This window comes from Pseudomonas sp. NPDC089569 (assembly GCF_050280625.1).
In the GTDB taxonomy this organism is placed as follows: Bacteria; Pseudomonadota; Gammaproteobacteria; order Pseudomonadales; family Pseudomonadaceae; genus Aquipseudomonas.
The window spans coordinates 12,643-27,290 of the sequence record NZ_JBNNVQ010000079.1; the positions used below are offsets into that span (position 1 = coordinate 12,643).

18 protein-coding genes are annotated in these 14,648 nt (G+C 59.3%); 4 read left to right on the forward strand and 14 right to left on the reverse strand.

Annotated features, from left to right (window positions below; genetic code table 11):
• Window positions 1-10 precede the first annotated feature (10 nt).
• A complete protein-coding gene (locus tag ACQKP2_RS23740; RefSeq protein ID WP_427579973.1) occupies window positions 11-385 on the reverse strand; it encodes a DUF6124 family protein in 375 nt (124 codons plus the stop codon).
• 493 nt (window positions 386-878) lie between these two features.
• Here ACQKP2_RS23740 and ACQKP2_RS23745 point away from each other — a divergent pair, with 493 nt between their 5' ends.
• Both ACQKP2_RS23745 and ACQKP2_RS23750 read left to right on the forward strand, forming a co-directional pair.
• Window positions 879-1,259, forward strand: coding sequence for a DUF6124 family protein (locus ACQKP2_RS23745; protein WP_427579974.1), 381 nt, complete (start codon window positions 879-881; stop codon window positions 1,257-1,259).
• 293 nt (window positions 1,260-1,552) lie between these two features.
• Window positions 1,553-2,224, forward strand: coding sequence for a DUF2931 family protein (locus tag ACQKP2_RS23750; RefSeq protein ID WP_427579976.1), 672 nt, complete (start codon window positions 1,553-1,555; stop codon window positions 2,222-2,224).
• A 64-nt stretch (window positions 2,225-2,288) separates the two neighbouring features.
• On the opposite strand, the gene ACQKP2_RS23755 is transcribed toward ACQKP2_RS23750, so the two are convergent.
• The 7 genes from ACQKP2_RS23755 to ACQKP2_RS23785 form a co-directional block, all read right to left on the reverse strand.
• A complete protein-coding gene (locus ACQKP2_RS23755; protein WP_427579978.1) occupies window positions 2,289-2,471 on the reverse strand; it encodes a DUF1289 domain-containing protein in 183 nt (60 codons plus the stop codon).
• Between the two features lie 5 nt (window positions 2,472-2,476).
• Complete coding sequence (locus ACQKP2_RS23760; RefSeq protein WP_427579980.1) at window positions 2,477-2,848, reverse strand: hypothetical protein; 372 nt, start codon at window positions 2,846-2,848, stop codon at window positions 2,477-2,479.
• A gap of 62 nt (window positions 2,849-2,910) precedes the next feature.
• Window positions 2,911-3,828 carry a CDF family Co(II)/Ni(II) efflux transporter DmeF gene (gene dmeF / locus ACQKP2_RS23765; RefSeq protein WP_427579982.1) on the reverse strand — a complete coding sequence of 306 codons (918 nt, stop codon included), beginning with the start codon at window positions 3,826-3,828 and terminating at the stop codon, window positions 2,911-2,913.
• A 19-nt stretch (window positions 3,829-3,847) separates the two neighbouring features.
• Window positions 3,848-4,123, reverse strand: a complete 276-nt coding sequence (locus ACQKP2_RS23770) for a metal/formaldehyde-sensitive transcriptional repressor (RefSeq protein WP_427579984.1) — start codon at window positions 4,121-4,123, stop codon at window positions 3,848-3,850.
• Between the two features lie 259 nt (window positions 4,124-4,382).
• Entirely contained in the window at window positions 4,383-5,156 is a 774-nt protein-coding gene (locus tag ACQKP2_RS23775) for a MetQ/NlpA family ABC transporter substrate-binding protein (RefSeq protein WP_427579986.1), read from the reverse strand.
• Between the two features lie 82 nt (window positions 5,157-5,238).
• On the reverse strand, window positions 5,239-5,913 hold the full coding sequence (locus ACQKP2_RS23780) for a methionine ABC transporter permease (RefSeq protein ID WP_427579988.1): 675 nt from the start codon (window positions 5,911-5,913) through the stop codon (window positions 5,239-5,241).
• Window positions 5,913-6,920, reverse strand: a complete 1,008-nt coding sequence (locus ACQKP2_RS23785; protein WP_427579990.1) for a methionine ABC transporter ATP-binding protein — start codon at window positions 6,918-6,920, stop codon at window positions 5,913-5,915. Before ACQKP2_RS23785 ends, ACQKP2_RS23780 begins: the two co-directional genes overlap by 1 nt.
• A gap of 208 nt (window positions 6,921-7,128) precedes the next feature.
• Here ACQKP2_RS23785 and katE point away from each other — a divergent pair, with 208 nt between their 5' ends.
• Window positions 7,129-9,267, forward strand: coding sequence for a catalase HPII (gene katE, locus ACQKP2_RS23790; protein WP_427579992.1), 2,139 nt, complete (start codon window positions 7,129-7,131; stop codon window positions 9,265-9,267).
• A gap of 96 nt (window positions 9,268-9,363) precedes the next feature.
• On the opposite strand, the gene ACQKP2_RS23795 is transcribed toward katE, so the two are convergent.
• The 4 genes from ACQKP2_RS23795 to ACQKP2_RS23810 are packed head-to-tail and all read right to left on the reverse strand — an operon-like array spanning window position 9,364 to window position 12,166.
• Window positions 9,364-10,080, reverse strand: a complete 717-nt coding sequence (locus tag ACQKP2_RS23795; protein WP_427579993.1) for a PA5502 family lipoprotein — start codon at window positions 10,078-10,080, stop codon at window positions 9,364-9,366.
• Window positions 10,081-10,117: 37 nt separating this feature from the next.
• The gene (gene znuB, locus ACQKP2_RS23800) at window positions 10,118-10,906 is read right to left on the reverse strand and encodes a zinc ABC transporter permease subunit ZnuB (RefSeq protein WP_427579995.1); all 789 of its coding nucleotides are present in this window, start codon (window positions 10,904-10,906) and stop codon (window positions 10,118-10,120) included.
• Entirely contained in the window at window positions 10,899-11,684 is a 786-nt protein-coding gene (znuC, locus tag ACQKP2_RS23805) for a zinc ABC transporter ATP-binding protein ZnuC (RefSeq protein ID WP_427579997.1), read from the reverse strand. Before znuC ends, znuB begins: the two co-directional genes overlap by 8 nt.
• Window positions 11,681-12,166, reverse strand: coding sequence for a Fur family transcriptional regulator (locus tag ACQKP2_RS23810; RefSeq protein WP_427579998.1), 486 nt, complete (start codon window positions 12,164-12,166; stop codon window positions 11,681-11,683). Before ACQKP2_RS23810 ends, znuC begins: the two co-directional genes overlap by 4 nt.
• 66 nt (window positions 12,167-12,232) lie before the next feature.
• On the opposite strand from ACQKP2_RS23810, the gene ACQKP2_RS23815 reads away from it, so the two are divergent.
• Window positions 12,233-13,153 carry a zinc ABC transporter substrate-binding protein gene (locus tag ACQKP2_RS23815; protein WP_427579999.1) on the forward strand — a complete coding sequence of 307 codons (921 nt, stop codon included), beginning with the start codon at window positions 12,233-12,235 and terminating at the stop codon, window positions 13,151-13,153.
• Window positions 13,154-13,243: 90 nt separating this feature from the next.
• On the opposite strand, the gene ACQKP2_RS23820 is transcribed toward ACQKP2_RS23815, so the two are convergent.
• Together ACQKP2_RS23820 and ACQKP2_RS23825 are read right to left on the reverse strand one after the other, a co-directional pair.
• The gene (locus tag ACQKP2_RS23820) at window positions 13,244-14,194 is read right to left on the reverse strand and encodes a homoserine kinase (RefSeq protein ID WP_427580001.1); all 951 of its coding nucleotides are present in this window, start codon (window positions 14,192-14,194) and stop codon (window positions 13,244-13,246) included.
• 57 nt (window positions 14,195-14,251) lie between these two features.
• On the reverse strand, window positions 14,252-14,542 hold the full coding sequence (locus ACQKP2_RS23825) for a DUF2782 domain-containing protein (protein ID WP_427580003.1): 291 nt from the start codon (window positions 14,540-14,542) through the stop codon (window positions 14,252-14,254).
• Window positions 14,543-14,648: the final 106 nt, after the last annotated feature.

Below are 14,648 nucleotides of genomic sequence, written 5' to 3' on the forward strand. Positions count from 1 at the left end.
CGGAATGGAATCATGCACTTTGCGGCGGATGAACATTGTCCAGCACTCGATTTACTGCAAGCTCCCCCAACATGATGACCTGCTGAAGGGCCAGCATCGTGTTGCGATGCGTTCCCTCCAACAGCCCGGCAAACTCACTCGCCATGACGCTTGCCGACGCCAGCGACTCACAGGCGTGCACCAATAACGTTTCGTTGTCGACGTCAGGTGCAACAACGAAAATTGGACTCGGCAGGTGAGTGCTCGCCATGACCTGCGCAGGCGGTTTTAGGTAGTAGTCCAAGGCACGGTCGACCGCTTGATGTACTTTCTTTGAATCCGTGGAGACGTACGGAGCAGTGCTTTCGGTTTCTGATCCGGCAAATGAGTCGGTGACTTTGGGCATGGTGTATCTCCGTGAGGTGTTGGAGATTCCACGCTAACCGGCGGGCTTCCGACGGCCAACCCTAAAAAGATGTCGGATTGGTCCGCGATTTTTTGAACATTTTCATCATGTGCCACAGCCTTTCGCACATCCTTTAAACGCCAACCAACAAACCTTGTTTAACTGCGCTCGCTTTTACTTCGTGAAAGCCACAATGCCTTGTGTCATTGCCTACGATTACGCCAGAATCCGCCGGCTTGTGCGCCTTGGCCCCCAACTCTATCGTTTCCCTGCCACTGCCCATCAGTGGTCGGGTTTAGTAGCCCGTGGGCTGTTTGTACGGTGCATAGCGTTGCCCTTAGTCAGGCTCATACCTGGACTTAATGGTGGCTGTGCGCAGGGCGCCTTCGGGCGCGCCGGTTTGCAAACTCCCCCGGTCTACTAACCTGCGTACAGCCGCCACCCCTCGTTTAGTAGCGATGCGGCAGCGGCTCCATGTAGGGAGTTTGTAATCATGTTCAAAGTAACGCCCAACCCGCCAGAATCCGATCCGGCATCACCGTACGAAAACCTCAATTCAAAGAAACTCCACGACGCTGCTGAGCGCGCCCTCGACCATCACTTCCCACCTGCCGGGCAAAAACCGGCGAAACGCAACGGCCAACTCTTCAGCGTCTGCCCGGACATCAATACCGAAGCACTACTAGCCAATGCCTCGGAAGATTTGCTGTCGATCAGCGCCATCGCCGCCGACCTCGCCGACGATGTGGACGGTTCGCGCCGCTCTGTAGCCCTGGCGCTCAGCCGAATGGCGGACGGGGTGCATTTGATGGTGGAGCGCGCACTGGATCATCTGGATGAACCGGAGATGGCGGCGATTCTCGCCAAGAGATAAAGCCCACTTTGCTTTGCCATCACAAAGAAAACCCCGATGGGTGCGCTTATCCATCGGGGTTTTTCTTGGGCCAAATACTGTGCCCTACACAGTTGCGAGGTAAGAACCAGTACAGACATCTTCCTTCTTTCCGAGACACATGTAGGCCATGTCTGATTCGCTTTACCTGCTCTTGAAGTCCCTCTCTGCCTCAGTACCTATGCACCGGCACAATTGGCTACCTGAACCTAGCGACTTGAATATCGCCTTCATCCATCGACCAGCGGAAAAAAACCAACGCGTGGTGCACCCTCATGAGTAACGTTGCCGGCTTGATCAAAACCTGCGCAGGCGTGCTTTTCGTACTGATGTTAATGGGGTGTGCACAAAGCTCTGCTTCACCCAATAATAAATTGCCCTGGTTCCTCGCATTTTCGGCCCCCCCCTATATGGAAGTCTGGATCGAAACCGCCGACGTAGTGGATATCCGCGAGCGAGTGTTTCGCAGAGCAGGAAGTGGCATTGCCTCTGTGGCAACACCTTCGAACAATCGGGGCAATGCCCGAGGATGGGACAGCAACGGCGGTAGCGGCAAGGGCAGGTACGTAACCGGGGCCGATTTGCCCCGCTTGATCTATGTACGCTGGCAATCCCTGGTCGAACCGCAAACCTATGAGGTCTATATCGTCATTCCCGAATCCGCGCGGGAAATCATGCGCAAACCGGAAAAGGCCTATTGCCGAGCTGACGGTAAATGGATCACCGATTACCGCGACGATATCGGCATTGGTTTGGCGCCCGGTGGTATTGCCAAAGTCTGGTTGGGCGGCCCCTGCCTGAAGTCGGTCGAAATCGCTCGGGTAGTGGGTACCATCAATAAAAAAGGCCCCTTTCAGGGAAAAAATGAAGGGCGATATGCGTTACCGCTGGAGCCGGAATCCCAAGCCTACATCGACACATTCGGGATTCCTTATGGCTCTTGGTAGCCCCCGCTGGCTAACCCACTTTTTGGCCCAGGGTGGCGGTGTCGTTCAACCTGCCTTCCTCCCACTACCCACGTACTTTATTCAATCCCTTCAACCGCAAATTCGCCCGCTGCACCGCGGCCATTTTTTCAGGCCGTTTCATGCGCTTCCATTTCCTGATGTCTTCCTTGCTTCGCCCGCAGCTCACACACAAATCACCGCTCAGCTGACAGAGTGAAATGCAGGGGTTTTCGATTTCCTTGGCCATGATGTTTAGTGCCTTGTCGCGCGCGATTGCGCCAGGCGTCGAGACCAATCACCGCCATGGCTGCGTTGGCACTCTTCTTCGGAGTCGAACCGTACGCTGTGGTCCGAAGGGCGCAGGTCGATGTTTGCCTCGTTGAGTGCCGTGGCCGTCAGTTCGAAGACGCGTGCCTTGCGCGTGCTGGTCTGGGCGAGTTGTTTGTTGGCCAAGGTGTCGAACACCCAGGTTACCTTCAGGGTTTGCACAAACGCGTTCGTGTCGGCGGTGTGGGTGAGCCAGCAAAAGCCTTCGATCTCGGTTTTTGCCGTTTCGCAGGCCTCGGTGAGTGTTGCAATCAAACAGCGCTCGATGCGCGCCAGTTCACGTTTGTTCAAGGTCATGCATTCTCGAATCAAAAAATGGAGTGGCCAAGGGACTCAACCACAGCCCCTTGCCCGAGCCATCAGGCCGCTCGGAATTCGACGGTCAGGTGGCTGACTTCGTGAACAGGCTTGAGCCGTTCACGAATGCTTTCGGCGTTGGCGGTGGCTTTGCCGAGGACGCTGACGATCGCGGCATGCGCCTCTGGCCCGATCCGCCAGACGTGCAAGTCGGTGATGGTGGCGTCGCCCGGCTTCTCGACCAGCTCGCGAATTTCTTCGGCCACGTGCTCATCGGTTTGATCGAGCAACACGCCAGAGGTCGTTCCTATCAAGCTCCACGACCAACGCGCGATGACCACCGCACCGACAATGCCCATGACCGGGTCGAGCCAGACCCAGCCCAGATAACGGCCGGCGAGCAGTGCAGCAATGGCCAGGACGGAGGTCAGCGCGTCCGCCAGGACATGGACATAAGCTGACTTGAGATTGTTGTCGTGCCCGTGATGAGCGTGGTCATGACCATGATGATCGTGATCATGGCCATGACTGTGACCGTGGCCCAGCATCAGCGCGCTGACGATGTTGACGATCAGCCCCACAATCGCGATGAGCGTCGCGGTTTGGAATTCCACCTGCGTGGGCTGCAACAGGCGCATCACCGACTCGACGCCGATGGCCAGGGCGACGATGCCCAGGATGAGTGCCGATGCGAACCCGCCCAAATCGCCGACCTTGCCCGTACCGAAGCTGTAGCGTTTGCTTGTGGCGTGACGCTTGGCGTACCCGTAGGCCGCCGCCGCGATACCCAGCGCGCCGGCATGGGTTGCCATGTGAAAGCCATCGGCAAGCAATGCCATGGAGCCGGTGATGTAGCCGGCGGCAATTTCGCCCACCATCATCACCACGGTGAGCGCCACGACCCAGAGTGTGCGTTTGGCGTTCTCTTCGTGGGCGGACCCGAGGAAGACGTGGTCGTGTACGTGATTGGTGCTGCTCATGAGCCTGTACCTCGTGGCATCACTTGGAGTAACGGCGAATGGCTTCAAGAAGCTCTTCGACACCCTTGGCGCGTTCCTCTTCGCTGAGCGCCGGGTTGGCTACGTGCTCTCTGGCGTGATCTTCAATGATTTCTTCCATCAAGCCGTTGATAGCGCCCCGTGTAGCCGCGACCAGATGCAGTGTTTTAGCGCAATCGTGATCCGATTCCAGCGCACGCTCAACGGCCTGGATTTGCCCGGCGATGCGTTTTACGCGCTTGAGCAGGTCGTCTTTGTTCGCAGCGATATGACCCATGGGATACCCCCCCTACCTATATGGAGCGCATGATAGGGATACCCCCTACCCCTATGCAAGAGGCGGTAGACGAAGGGCTTGTTTAACCGTCCTTTCTGCAAATAATTCCGCGGGGTCAGCGATGGCGCGTTTTTACCGTTTATACGCTGCGCTCGTTAATTGTTCGCGGGCAAGCCTCGCTCCTACAAGCCAGCGAAAATCATTTGCCCAAAAAAAAGGGGCGCATTCAATGCGCCCCTTTTTGGTTACAGCTGCTCGATCAGAACGCCGGCACGACCGCGCCTTTGTACTTCTCGACAATGAATGCCTTCACTTCCGGGCTGTGCAGGGCCGCGACCAGTTTCTTCATCGCTTCGCTGTCCTTGTCGTCCGGACGGGCAACGAGGATGTTCACGTAAGGCGAGTCGCTGCCTTCGATGACCAGTGCGTCCTTGGCCGGGTCGAGTTTGGCTTCCAGGGCGTAGTTGGTGTTGATCAGCGCCAGGTCGACCTGGGTCAGCACGCGCGGGATGGTCGCGGCTTCCAGTTCACGGAATTTCAGGTCTTTGCTGTTTTCGGTGATGTCTTTGACGGTCGACAGGATGTTGTTCGAATCCTTCAACTTGATCACGCCGGCCTTGGCCAGCAGCAACAGAGCGCGGCCGCCGTTGGTGGCATCGTTGGGGATGACCACAGCGGCGCCGCCTGGCAGCTCTTCCAGTTTCTTGTACTTGCTGGAGTAAGCGCCCAGCGGTTCCAGGTGTACGCCGGCAACCGAAACCAGGTTGGTGCCCTTGGCTTTGTTGAACTCATCGAGGTACGGCTGGTGCTGGAAGAAGTTGGCGTCCAGACGCTTTTCCGCCACTTGCACGTTTGGCTGGATGTAGTCGGTGAAGACCTTGACCTTCAGGTCCACGCCTTCTTTGGCCAGAACCGGTTTCACGAATTCGAGGATTTCGGCGTGCGGTACAGGCGTGGCCGCGACGGTCAGGGTGTCGGCGGCGTGGGCGGAAAACGCTGCAACGGCAGCGAAGGCAACCAGTAGTTTTTTCATTCAGCTAACTCCTTGTGGTATCCGCTGCGGTGCCTGGTTTCGGCGCCCGTCAGCGAATGGCCGGCTCATGTCTTGAAATTCTTTATTTGCGCGAGAAGTGCACAACCAGTTTGTCGCCGAAGGTTTGCAGCACCTGCACCAGCACCAGCAGCAACACCACAGTGACCACCATCACGTCAGTCTGGAAACGCTGGTAACCGAAACGGATCGCCAGGTCGCCCAAGCCACCGGCACCGACCACACCGGCCATTGCCGTGTAGGACACCAGTGTAATGGCTGTCACCGTAATCGCCGCGAAGATGCCCGGACGGGCCTCGGGCAACAACGCATTGGTGATGATTTGTCGCGTGGTCGCGCCCATGGACTGGGTCGCTTCGATGATGCCGCGATCCACTTCACGCAGCGCGGTTTCCACCAGTCGCGCGAAGAACGGCGTGGCACCCACCACCAGCGGCGGGATTGCACCGGCGACACCCAGCGAGGTGCCGGTGATCAGTACCGTGAACGGAATCATCACGATCAGCAGAATGATGAAGGGCAGCGAACGCAGGATGTTCACCACCAGCGACAACATCGCGTAAACGCCTTTGGCTTCGAGCAACTGGCGCGGGCTGCACAGGAACAGCAGCACGCCCAACGGCAGGCCCAGCAACACGGTGAACAACAGCGAACCGCCGAGCATCAGCAGGGTGTCGACGGTGGCGAGCCAGATTTCGAGCCAGTCGATATTGGCGAAGAAACTTGTCAGGGCTTCCATTAGCGCAGCACCTCCATGTGGACGTCGGCTGCGGTGAAGCGGGCGAAGGCCGCTTCCATGTCACCGCCGGTCACGGCCAGGGTCAGTTGCCCGTAGGGGATGTCTTTGATGCGGTCGATACGACCGGCCAGGATGCTGTAGTCCACACCCGTTTCGCGGGCGACGGTGCCCAGCAACGGCGCGTAGGTCGCTTCGCCCTGGAAGGTCAGACGCACGATGCGACCAGGCACGTGAGCGAAGTCGTCGTGCTGTTCGTTTTCGTCGATGTGCTCGTCTTCCTGCACGAAACGTTTGGTGGTCGGGTGTTTCGGGTGCAGGAACACCTCGGCCACCGGGCCTTGCTCGACGATCACGCCCGCGTCCATCACGCCGACCTGGTCGCAGACCCGGCGGATCACGTCCATTTCATGGGTGATCAATACGATGGTCAGTTTCAGCTCGCGATTGATCTCGGCCAGCAATTGCAGGACCGACGCCGTGGTCTGCGGGTCCAGGGCACTGGTGGCTTCATCGCACAGCAGGATTTTCGGCTGGGTCGACAGGGCGCGGGCAATGCCGACGCGCTGCTTCTGGCCACCGGACAATTGCGCCGGGTACTTGTTGGCGTGATCGGACAAACCGACACGGGCCAGCAATTCGGCAACACGACGGTCGATTTCACTGCGCGACAGCTCACCGGCCAGGGTCAGCGGCAACGCAACGTTGTCGGCCACAGTCTTGGAGGCCAGCAGGTTGAAGTGCTGGAAAATCATCCCGACCTGTTGGCGGAAACGGCGCAGGCCGTTGGCATCGAGCGCGGTGATTTCTTCGCCATCGACGATGATCTTGCCGCCGCTGGCTTCTTCCAGGCGATTGATCAGACGCAGCAGGGTACTTTTTCCCGCACCGGAATGGCCGATCAGGCCGAAGACCTGACCGTTTTCAATCGTCAGATTGGTCGGATGCAGGGCGGGGATATCCCTACCGGCAACGCGGTAGGTTTTATGGACATTTTGAAACTCGATCACGTAGCGAACCTTGTGGGGCGCGTTGAAAAAGGATCAGCGGTTAGCCGGGCGCGCATTTTAGCCTGTCCGTATAGAGGTTCTTAGCATTTATTTCGCAATCAACCAGCGATTTGGCAATAACGCGATCAAAGGTCAGATAAAAGGAACGGCCAAACAGGTCACCAGTCACTACTTAGGCACCCCGAAAAATGCCTGAGGAGTCTGCCTGATGAGCACCAAAAAGCCTGCCGCCACGAAGAGCGCCATTGCCGGGACCGATACCCTGGACCGCAGCAACACCAACGCCAAGCTCGACAGCCTGGATACCTTTCGCTGCGACGCCACCGGCCAGGCCTTGCGCACCAACCAAGGCGTGAAGGTGGCGGACAACCAGAACACGCTGAGAGCCGGGGCCCGGGGGCCGTCGTTGCTGGAAGACTTCATCATGCGTGAAAAGATCACGCACTTTGACCACGAACGCATTCCCGAACGCATCGTCCACGCACGTGGTGTCGGCGCCCATGGCTACTTTCAGGCCTACGAGAACCATAGCGCGCTGACCAAAGCGGGGTTCCTGCAGGACCCCGGCAAAAAGACGCCCGTGTTCGTGCGCTTCTCCACCGTGCAGGGCCCTCGCGGGTCCGGCGATACGGTGCGCGATGTACGAGGATTCGCCGTCAAGTTCTTCACCGACGAAGGTAACTACGACCTGGTGGGCAATAACATGCCGGTGTTTTTCATCCAGGACGCCATCAAGTTTCCCGATTTCGTACACGCGGTAAAACCCGAGCCACACAACGAAATGCCTACCGGCGGCTCGGCCCACGATACCTTTTGGGACTTTGTTTCGCTGCAACCGGAATCCGCACACATGGTGATCTGGGCCATGTCCGACCGGGCGATCCCCAAGAGCCTGCGCAGCATGCAAGGCTTCGGCGTGCACACCTTTCGCATGATCAACGCCGAAGGCACGTCGCGCTTCGTCAAATTCCACTGGCGTCCTACCGCTGGCACCTGTTCGCTGGTGTGGGACGAAGCGCAAAAGCTTGCGGGAAAAGACACCGATTACCACCGTCGTGACCTCTGGGACGCCATCGAGACCGGGGATTACCCGGAATGGGAACTCGGCGTACAGGTGGTGGAAGAAGAAAACGAACATGCCTTCGACTTCGACATCCTCGACCCGACCAAGCTCATCCCGGAAGAACTCGTGCCGATCACGCCGCTGGGCAAAATGGTGCTCAACCGCAACCCGGATAACTTCTTTGCCGAAACCGAGCAGGTTGCGTTCTGCCCTGGCCATGTCGTGCCGGGGATCGATTTCTCCAATGACCCATTGCTGCAAGGCCGGCTGTTTTCTTACACCGATACGCAGATCAGCCGACTCGGTGGACCGAATTTTCATGAGATTCCCATCAACCGTCCGATTTCGCCCCTGCACAATGGGCAGCGGGACGCGATGCATCGCACCACGATCGATAAGGGCCGCGCCTCTTACGAGCCAAACTCTGTCGACGGCGGCTGGCCGAAGCAAACCCCGCCCTCTGCACAGGACGGCGGCTTCGAGAGTTACCCGGAACGTATTGATGCGAACAAGATCCGCCAGCGCAGCGAATCGTTCAGCGACCACTTTTCCCAAGCGCGCCTGTTTTTCCACAGCATGAGTTCGCATGAACAGGAGCACATCATCTCGGCCTACAGCTTCGAGCTGGGCAAGGTTGAACGCCCTTGGGTTCGCGAGCGGCAGGTCAATGAAATCCTGGCCAACATCGATCTTGAGCTGGCCAGACGCGTCGCGCAGAACCTCGGCTTGCCTGTGCCGAAAGCCGGGACGATCAAGGTGCAGAAGATCTCGCTTGAGCGCTCGCCAACCTTGAGCCAGGCCAATTTGCTGCCGGAAGGTATCAAAACCCGCAAAGTCGCGATTCTGGCCGCAAACGGTGTCGATGATGCGGCGATTGTTGCAATGAAGAAGGCACTGGAGGCTGAAGGAGCGCACGCCAGGTTGCTCGGCCCGACGTCCGCGCCGGTGACGAGCGCCAAGGGCAAGTCGATGCCTGTGGATGCGTCGATGGAAGGTTTGCCTTCAGTGGCGTTCGATGCGGTATTTGTGCCCGGTGGCGCGGCGTCGATCAAGGCACTGAGTACTGATGGCGTGGCCCTGCATTACCTGCTGGAGGCCTACAAACATTTGAAAGCGATTGCGCTGCATGGCGAGGCGAAGCAGTTGCTGGACGTGTTGAAGCTGGAGGTTGATGCCGGGCTGATCGTCGGGACGGATGCCAAGTTGTTCAAGGCACTCTTTGCCGCGATGGGGCAGCATCGGATTTGGGAGCGGGAGGCGAAGGCCAAAGGGATTCCGGCCTGAGAATCTCTATTGAATGAGCGGACGCTTTCGCGGGCAAGCCTCGCTCCTACGGGCAAATCATCAACCCGTAGGAGCGAGGCTTGCCCGCGAAGCTTTTCAGGATTTACGAGGGCTGAGCACCATCTGCGCCGGGACGCTGCGCAGAATCTGCCGCTCCAGCTTGAGGTCAAATTGCGGATCGAGCTTCTTCACCCGTTTGGTCAGCAGGTTGGCCAGCCACGGGTAGTCGTCGGTGCGCGGCGCCTGAATGCTCACATCGCACTGGAAATTCACCACATCGGCGGCGATCGCATCCAGTTGACGGCGCAGTTTGCCCATATCGTTGATATTCAGCGCCACGGTGGTGCTTTGCGCCGTCGGATCGATGACTTTGGGCTTTGGCTGGGCTTCGGCAGCCTTGAGAGCAGCTTCGGCTTTTTCCAGTTCAGCCTTGCGCGCTTGAGCAATGGAACCGTTGACCCCACCGGTCAGCGCCGGAGCCTTGGGCATCAGGGCGCGCGCGCGGGCCAGGGCGGTGGCGGCGGCATTCACATCACCTTTTTGCAGCACGATCTGGCTGCGCTTCAAATAGGCTTCGGCCAGTTGCCGCTGGTATTGCTCCAGTGATGGATCGTTTGGCGTTTGCGCCTGTAACGCAGCCAGTTGATCTTCGGCAGTGGCCAGCTCGCTGCTGGCCAGACTTTGCTCAAATTGAGCAATGGCCGTGGCTCGCTCAGCCGAAGCTTCAGGGGCTGCCGGTGGCGTGCTTTGGCAAGCGCCCAGCAGCACGGAAAATGCGACAAGGAGCAGATAACGGGAGGGGAATGCCTTCATTCCTGCGACTCTCTAAATGCGCAAAAAACGAGCAAGTCTACACCCCTCGACGGGGCAGAACAAAACTCAGCAGAAACAGTGCGGCGGCCGTCACAACAATCGACGGGCCGGCCGGCGTGTCCTTGAACCAGGACAGCGCCAAACCGCCGCACACGGCGAGTATGCCCAAAAGGCTCGCGCCCAGTGCCATCTGTTCCGGTGAGCGGGCGTGACGTTGTGCCGCAGCCGCCGGGATGATCAGCAACGAAGTAATCAGCAGTACACCGACGATTTTCATCGCCACGGCGATGACCACGGCAATCAGCAACATCAACGCCATGCGCAGCCCCGCCACGGGCAAGCCTTCGACCCTGGCCAGCTCTTCATGCACGGTGATGGCCAGCAAAGGTCGCCACATCGTCACCAGCAACACCAGGACGGCCGCGCTGCCACCGAGTATCCAGGCCAGATCGGTGGGGCTGATCGCCAACAGGTCGCCGAACAGATAGGCCATCAGGTCGATCCGTACTTCGTGCATGAAGCTTAGTACCACCAGGCCCAGCGAGAGGGTGCTCGGTGCGAGAATTCCCAACAATGTGTCGGATGCCAGCGGTTGGCGCTGTTGCAATGTCACCAGCAATACCGCCAACAACAGACAGCCTACGGTGACCGCAATGGTGGGGCTGATATCCAGCAGGAAGCCCAATGCCACACCCAGCAACGCCGCGTGGGACAGCGTGTCGCCGAAATAGGCCATGCGTCGCCACACCACGAAGGAGCCCAACGGGCCCGCGACGACTGCCAGAGCCAGACCTGCAAGCAGGGCGTAGAGCAGAAAATCAGCCATGCTTGCAGTTATCTCCATGAACATGGGTATGGCCCAACGCGGGCGCCTTGACCACCAAGCCGTGCAAATCGTGGGCATGGTCGTGATGGTGGTGATAAATCGCCAGACTTTGGGCGTTTTTTCCGAACAGCTCGACGAAGGCAGGATCGCCGCTGACGTGCTCGGGATGGCCGGAGCAGCAGACATGGCGATTGAGGCAAACCACCTGGTCGGTGGTGCTCATGACCAGGTGCAGGTCGTGGGAGACCATCAGTACGCCGCAGCCGTGACGGTCCCGCAGGCGGGTGATCAGGCTGTAGAGTTCGGCCTGACCGGCCACGTCGACGCCTTGTACCGGCTCGTCGAGCACCAGCAGCTCAGGCTCGCGCAACAGGGCGCGGGCCAGCAGAACACGTTGCATTTCACCGCCCGAAACACTTTGCACCGGACTGTCGATCACCTGTTCGGCGCCGACTTCCTTGAGTGCGGCCAGGGCCATCGCTCGATCCACACCCGGCACCAGACGCAGAAAGCGCAGCACCGAGAGCGGCAGCGTCGGATCGACATGCAGCTTTTGCGGCATGTAGCCGACCCGCAGCTTCGGCTTGCGCCAGACAGTGCCACTGTCGGGCTTCAACAGACCGAGCACGGCGCGCACCAGGGTGGTCTTGCCGGCGCCATTGGGGCCGATCAGGGTCACAATCTGCCCCGGCTCAACGCTCAGTTCGATGTTATCCAGCACACTTTGCCCGGCAAACGTGACAGCAACCTGCTCGAGGCGGATCAGTGCGTTGCTCATCTGGCCCCCTGGCAACCCGAGCATTGACCGATCACTTCGACGGTCTGGCCTTCGACGACAAACCCGACTTCCGCGGCGCTGGCGATGATCGCGTCGCTGATGGATTTCTGTTCCAGTTCAATGGCGGCGTGGCAGTCGCGGCAGATCAGGAACTGCCCCTGATGCGCGTGCTCCGGATGATTGCAACCGATAAAGGCGTTAAGTGAGGAGATCCGGTGGACGAGGCCGTTTTCCAGGAGGAAGTCCAGGGCTCGGTACACCGTCGGTGGCGCGGCGCGGCGGCCATCCTGCTCGCTGAGCACCGCCAGAATGTCGTAGGCGCCCAACGGCTTGTGGCTTTGCCAAACCAACTCCAGCACTCGCCGGCGCAGCGCAGTCAGGCGCAGGCCCTGACGCTCGCACAGGGCATCGGCCTCAGACAGAGCGGAATGGACGCAATGAGAGTGGTCGTGGGGACGGCTGGCTATCGGTGTTTTAAGCATGGGCGGCGACGAGTTTTGAGAGAGACGTTATTATGTTACCCGTTCTTGCCTCTTCGAGTGGTCATCGTGTCCCGACTTTTTTCTATTTCTGCCGCACTTTTCGCAAGTTTTCTGCTGATCGGTCCGGCGCAAGCCGAAGTCAAAGTCCTTACCAGCATCAAGCCATTGCAGTTGATCGCCGCTGCCGTGCAGGACGGCGTGGCCATTCCGGAGGTTTTGCTGCCACCGGGGGCCTCGCCCCATAACTATGCCTTGCGCCCTTCCGACGTGCGCAAGGTACAGTCGGTGGATCTGGTGTACTGGATCGGCCCAGACATGGAAGGTTTCCTGCCGCGTGTGTTGAGCGGTCGTACGCTGCCCAGCGTCGCCGTACAGGACTTGCCTGGCATGAAACTGCGCCGTTTCGCCGAGGACTCCCACTCACACGCCGAAGAAGCCGGCGAACATGATCACGATCACCGTCCGGGCAGCCTGGACGCGCATTTGTGGCTGTCGCCGGTCAACGCCCGGGTGATTGCTGAAAAAATGGCCGCCGACCTCAGCGCGGCCGATCCTGCCAATGCCGCGCGCTATCAGAGCAACGTCAAGACGTTCGACGAGCGTCTCGATGCGCTCGATGTGCGCTTGAAGAAGCGCCTGGCCGGTGTCGAAGGCAAACCTTACTTCGTGTTCCACGAAGCCTTTGATTATTTTGAAGATGCCTACGGCCTCAAGCATGCCGGCGTGTTCAGCGTCGCTGCCGAAGTACAGCCCGGCGCCCAGCATGTCGCGGCGATGCGCGCGCGGCTGCAGGAAGTCGGCAAGACGTGCGTGTTCAGCGAACCACCGCTGCGCCCACGCCTGGCCGAAACCCTGGTGGCCGGCCTGCCGGTGAAACTGGCGGAGCTGGATGCGCTGGGCGGCTACACGCCGGCGACCGCACAGGGTTATGAGCAGGTGTTGGAGAAGCTGGGTAATGATCTGGCGGGGTGCCTGGAGTCGCTATAACTCCAGCATCGGCGTCGCCCCCATCGCGAGCAGGCTCGCTCCCACAGGAAATCAGTGATCCTTGTGGGAGCGTGCCTGCTCGCGATGCTTTTAGAGGGCAAACGGCAATGGCGTGTTGACGGTCTGGCGCTGCGCCAGGCGCAACTGGAACTCCATCGGATCGTGAATCAACACATCCTGCCCGGCAAATGACTCTGCCGCGATCAATCGGGACAACCAGAAGCGAACACAGGCCACCCGCAGCATGGTCGACCACAGCTCCGCTTCGGCGGCGGTGAAAGGGCGCAGCGCGGCATAAGCGCCCAGCAGGGCCCGCGCCCGTGGCCCGTCGATCTGACCTTCGTCGTCGGAGCACCAGTCATTCAAGGCAATCGCGACGTCGTAGAGCATCGGCCCGGAACAGGCGTTGTAGAAATCGATCAACCCGGTCAGGTGCGTGCCTTCGAACATCGCGTTATCGCGGAACAGGTCAGCGTGGATGTTGGCCCGAGGCAGCGCCAGAATTCTCTCTTTCTGCTGTGCGATTTCGCCCAGCGCCCGTTGCAGCAGGTCTTTCTGCCCGGCTTCCAGATGGGAGAGGAACTGCCCGCCCTCTTCCAGCATCCAGTCCAGGCCACGATCGGTCTTGCGCTTGATCATGTTCGCCTGGGTCGCCAGGTGCAGATGCGCCAGCAACTCGCCGACCTGCGCGCAATGCTGCGCATTGGCCTGCTTGATGTGCTTGCCGGCCAGGCGCGGTTGCAGCAGGGCAGGCTTGCCGGCCAGTTCGCGCAAAGCGATGCCATCGGTGGTGCGCAAGGCGTAAGGCACCGGCAGGTCGGCTGCATGCAGCACGTCGAGCAATTCAATGAAGAATGGCATTTCCTGGACCGGACCACGCTCGACCAGCGTCAGGACAAATTCGCCCTGCTCCAGGCTGATAAAGAAATTGGTGTTTTCACTACCGGCGGCAATCCCCTGGAAATCAAGCAGGCGGCCGAGGCCATAAGGGGCGAGAAAGGTTTCCAGCTCAGGCCGAGCCAGGGGGGTGAACACAGACATGTTTTAACTGCCAGTACGGGCGCCGCAGTCAGGCCAGCGCCAATTGAGGTTAAGAAACTATTTCCACTCGAAGATCTTCCACGACGGAATCAGCATATCCGGCTGATCCGAGCGGATGAAATTACCGTCCGATCCATCGGCGCGCACCAGAAAATACGGCTTGCCGATCTTTGGAGTCACCTGAATGGCGTAAAGAAACCCATTTTGACGGTACTCCTTGATCGTATTGTCGCCTTCCGTGCGAATGGTGACTTCAGGTTCCGGCGATGGTGCATCGTCCGCGGCCATGACGGCCAGCGGCATGATTGCAAACAACCCAGCCAGCAACAGGCGATTTAGTGTGCGCATGATAACCTTGTCCCTTTGTCGTCAACGGTCCCGCTATTCTAGCGGGACACATGCGCTCGAAGGCGCGCAGATCATCGACCCACAAACGCACCGCCATCCCGTGTTC

Coding starts and splice junctions, on each gene's coding strand:
- ACQKP2_RS23740 (WP_427579973.1), bottom strand. CDS start 385: ATGCCCAAAGTCACCGACTCATTTGCCGGATCAGAAACCGAAAGCACT.
- ACQKP2_RS23745 (WP_427579974.1), top strand. CDS start 879: ATGTTCAAAGTAACGCCCAACCCGCCAGAATCCGATCCGGCATCACCG.
- ACQKP2_RS23750 (WP_427579976.1), top strand. CDS start 1,553: ATGAGTAACGTTGCCGGCTTGATCAAAACCTGCGCAGGCGTGCTTTTC.
- ACQKP2_RS23755 (WP_427579978.1), bottom strand. CDS start 2,471: ATGGCCAAGGAAATCGAAAACCCCTGCATTTCACTCTGTCAGCTGAGC.
- ACQKP2_RS23760 (WP_427579980.1), bottom strand. CDS start 2,848: ATGACCTTGAACAAACGTGAACTGGCGCGCATCGAGCGCTGTTTGATT.
- dmeF (WP_427579982.1), bottom strand. CDS start 3,828: ATGAGCAGCACCAATCACGTACACGACCACGTCTTCCTCGGGTCCGCC.
- ACQKP2_RS23770 (WP_427579984.1), bottom strand. CDS start 4,123: ATGGGTCATATCGCTGCGAACAAAGACGACCTGCTCAAGCGCGTAAAA.
- ACQKP2_RS23775 (WP_427579986.1), bottom strand. CDS start 5,156: ATGAAAAAACTACTGGTTGCCTTCGCTGCCGTTGCAGCGTTTTCCGCC.
- ACQKP2_RS23780 (WP_427579988.1), bottom strand. CDS start 5,913: ATGGAAGCCCTGACAAGTTTCTTCGCCAATATCGACTGGCTCGAAATC.
- katE (WP_427579992.1), top strand. CDS start 7,129: ATGAGCACCAAAAAGCCTGCCGCCACGAAGAGCGCCATTGCCGGGACC.
- ACQKP2_RS23795 (WP_427579993.1), bottom strand. CDS start 10,080: ATGAAGGCATTCCCCTCCCGTTATCTGCTCCTTGTCGCATTTTCCGTG.
- znuB (WP_427579995.1), bottom strand. CDS start 10,906: ATGGCTGATTTTCTGCTCTACGCCCTGCTTGCAGGTCTGGCTCTGGCA.
- znuC (WP_427579997.1), bottom strand. CDS start 11,684: ATGAGCAACGCACTGATCCGCCTCGAGCAGGTTGCTGTCACGTTTGCC.
- ACQKP2_RS23810 (WP_427579998.1), bottom strand. CDS start 12,166: ATGCTTAAAACACCGATAGCCAGCCGTCCCCACGACCACTCTCATTGC.
- ACQKP2_RS23820 (WP_427580001.1), bottom strand. CDS start 14,194: ATGTCTGTGTTCACCCCCCTGGCTCGGCCTGAGCTGGAAACCTTTCTC.
- ACQKP2_RS23825 (WP_427580003.1), bottom strand. CDS start 14,542: ATGCGCACACTAAATCGCCTGTTGCTGGCTGGGTTGTTTGCAATCATG.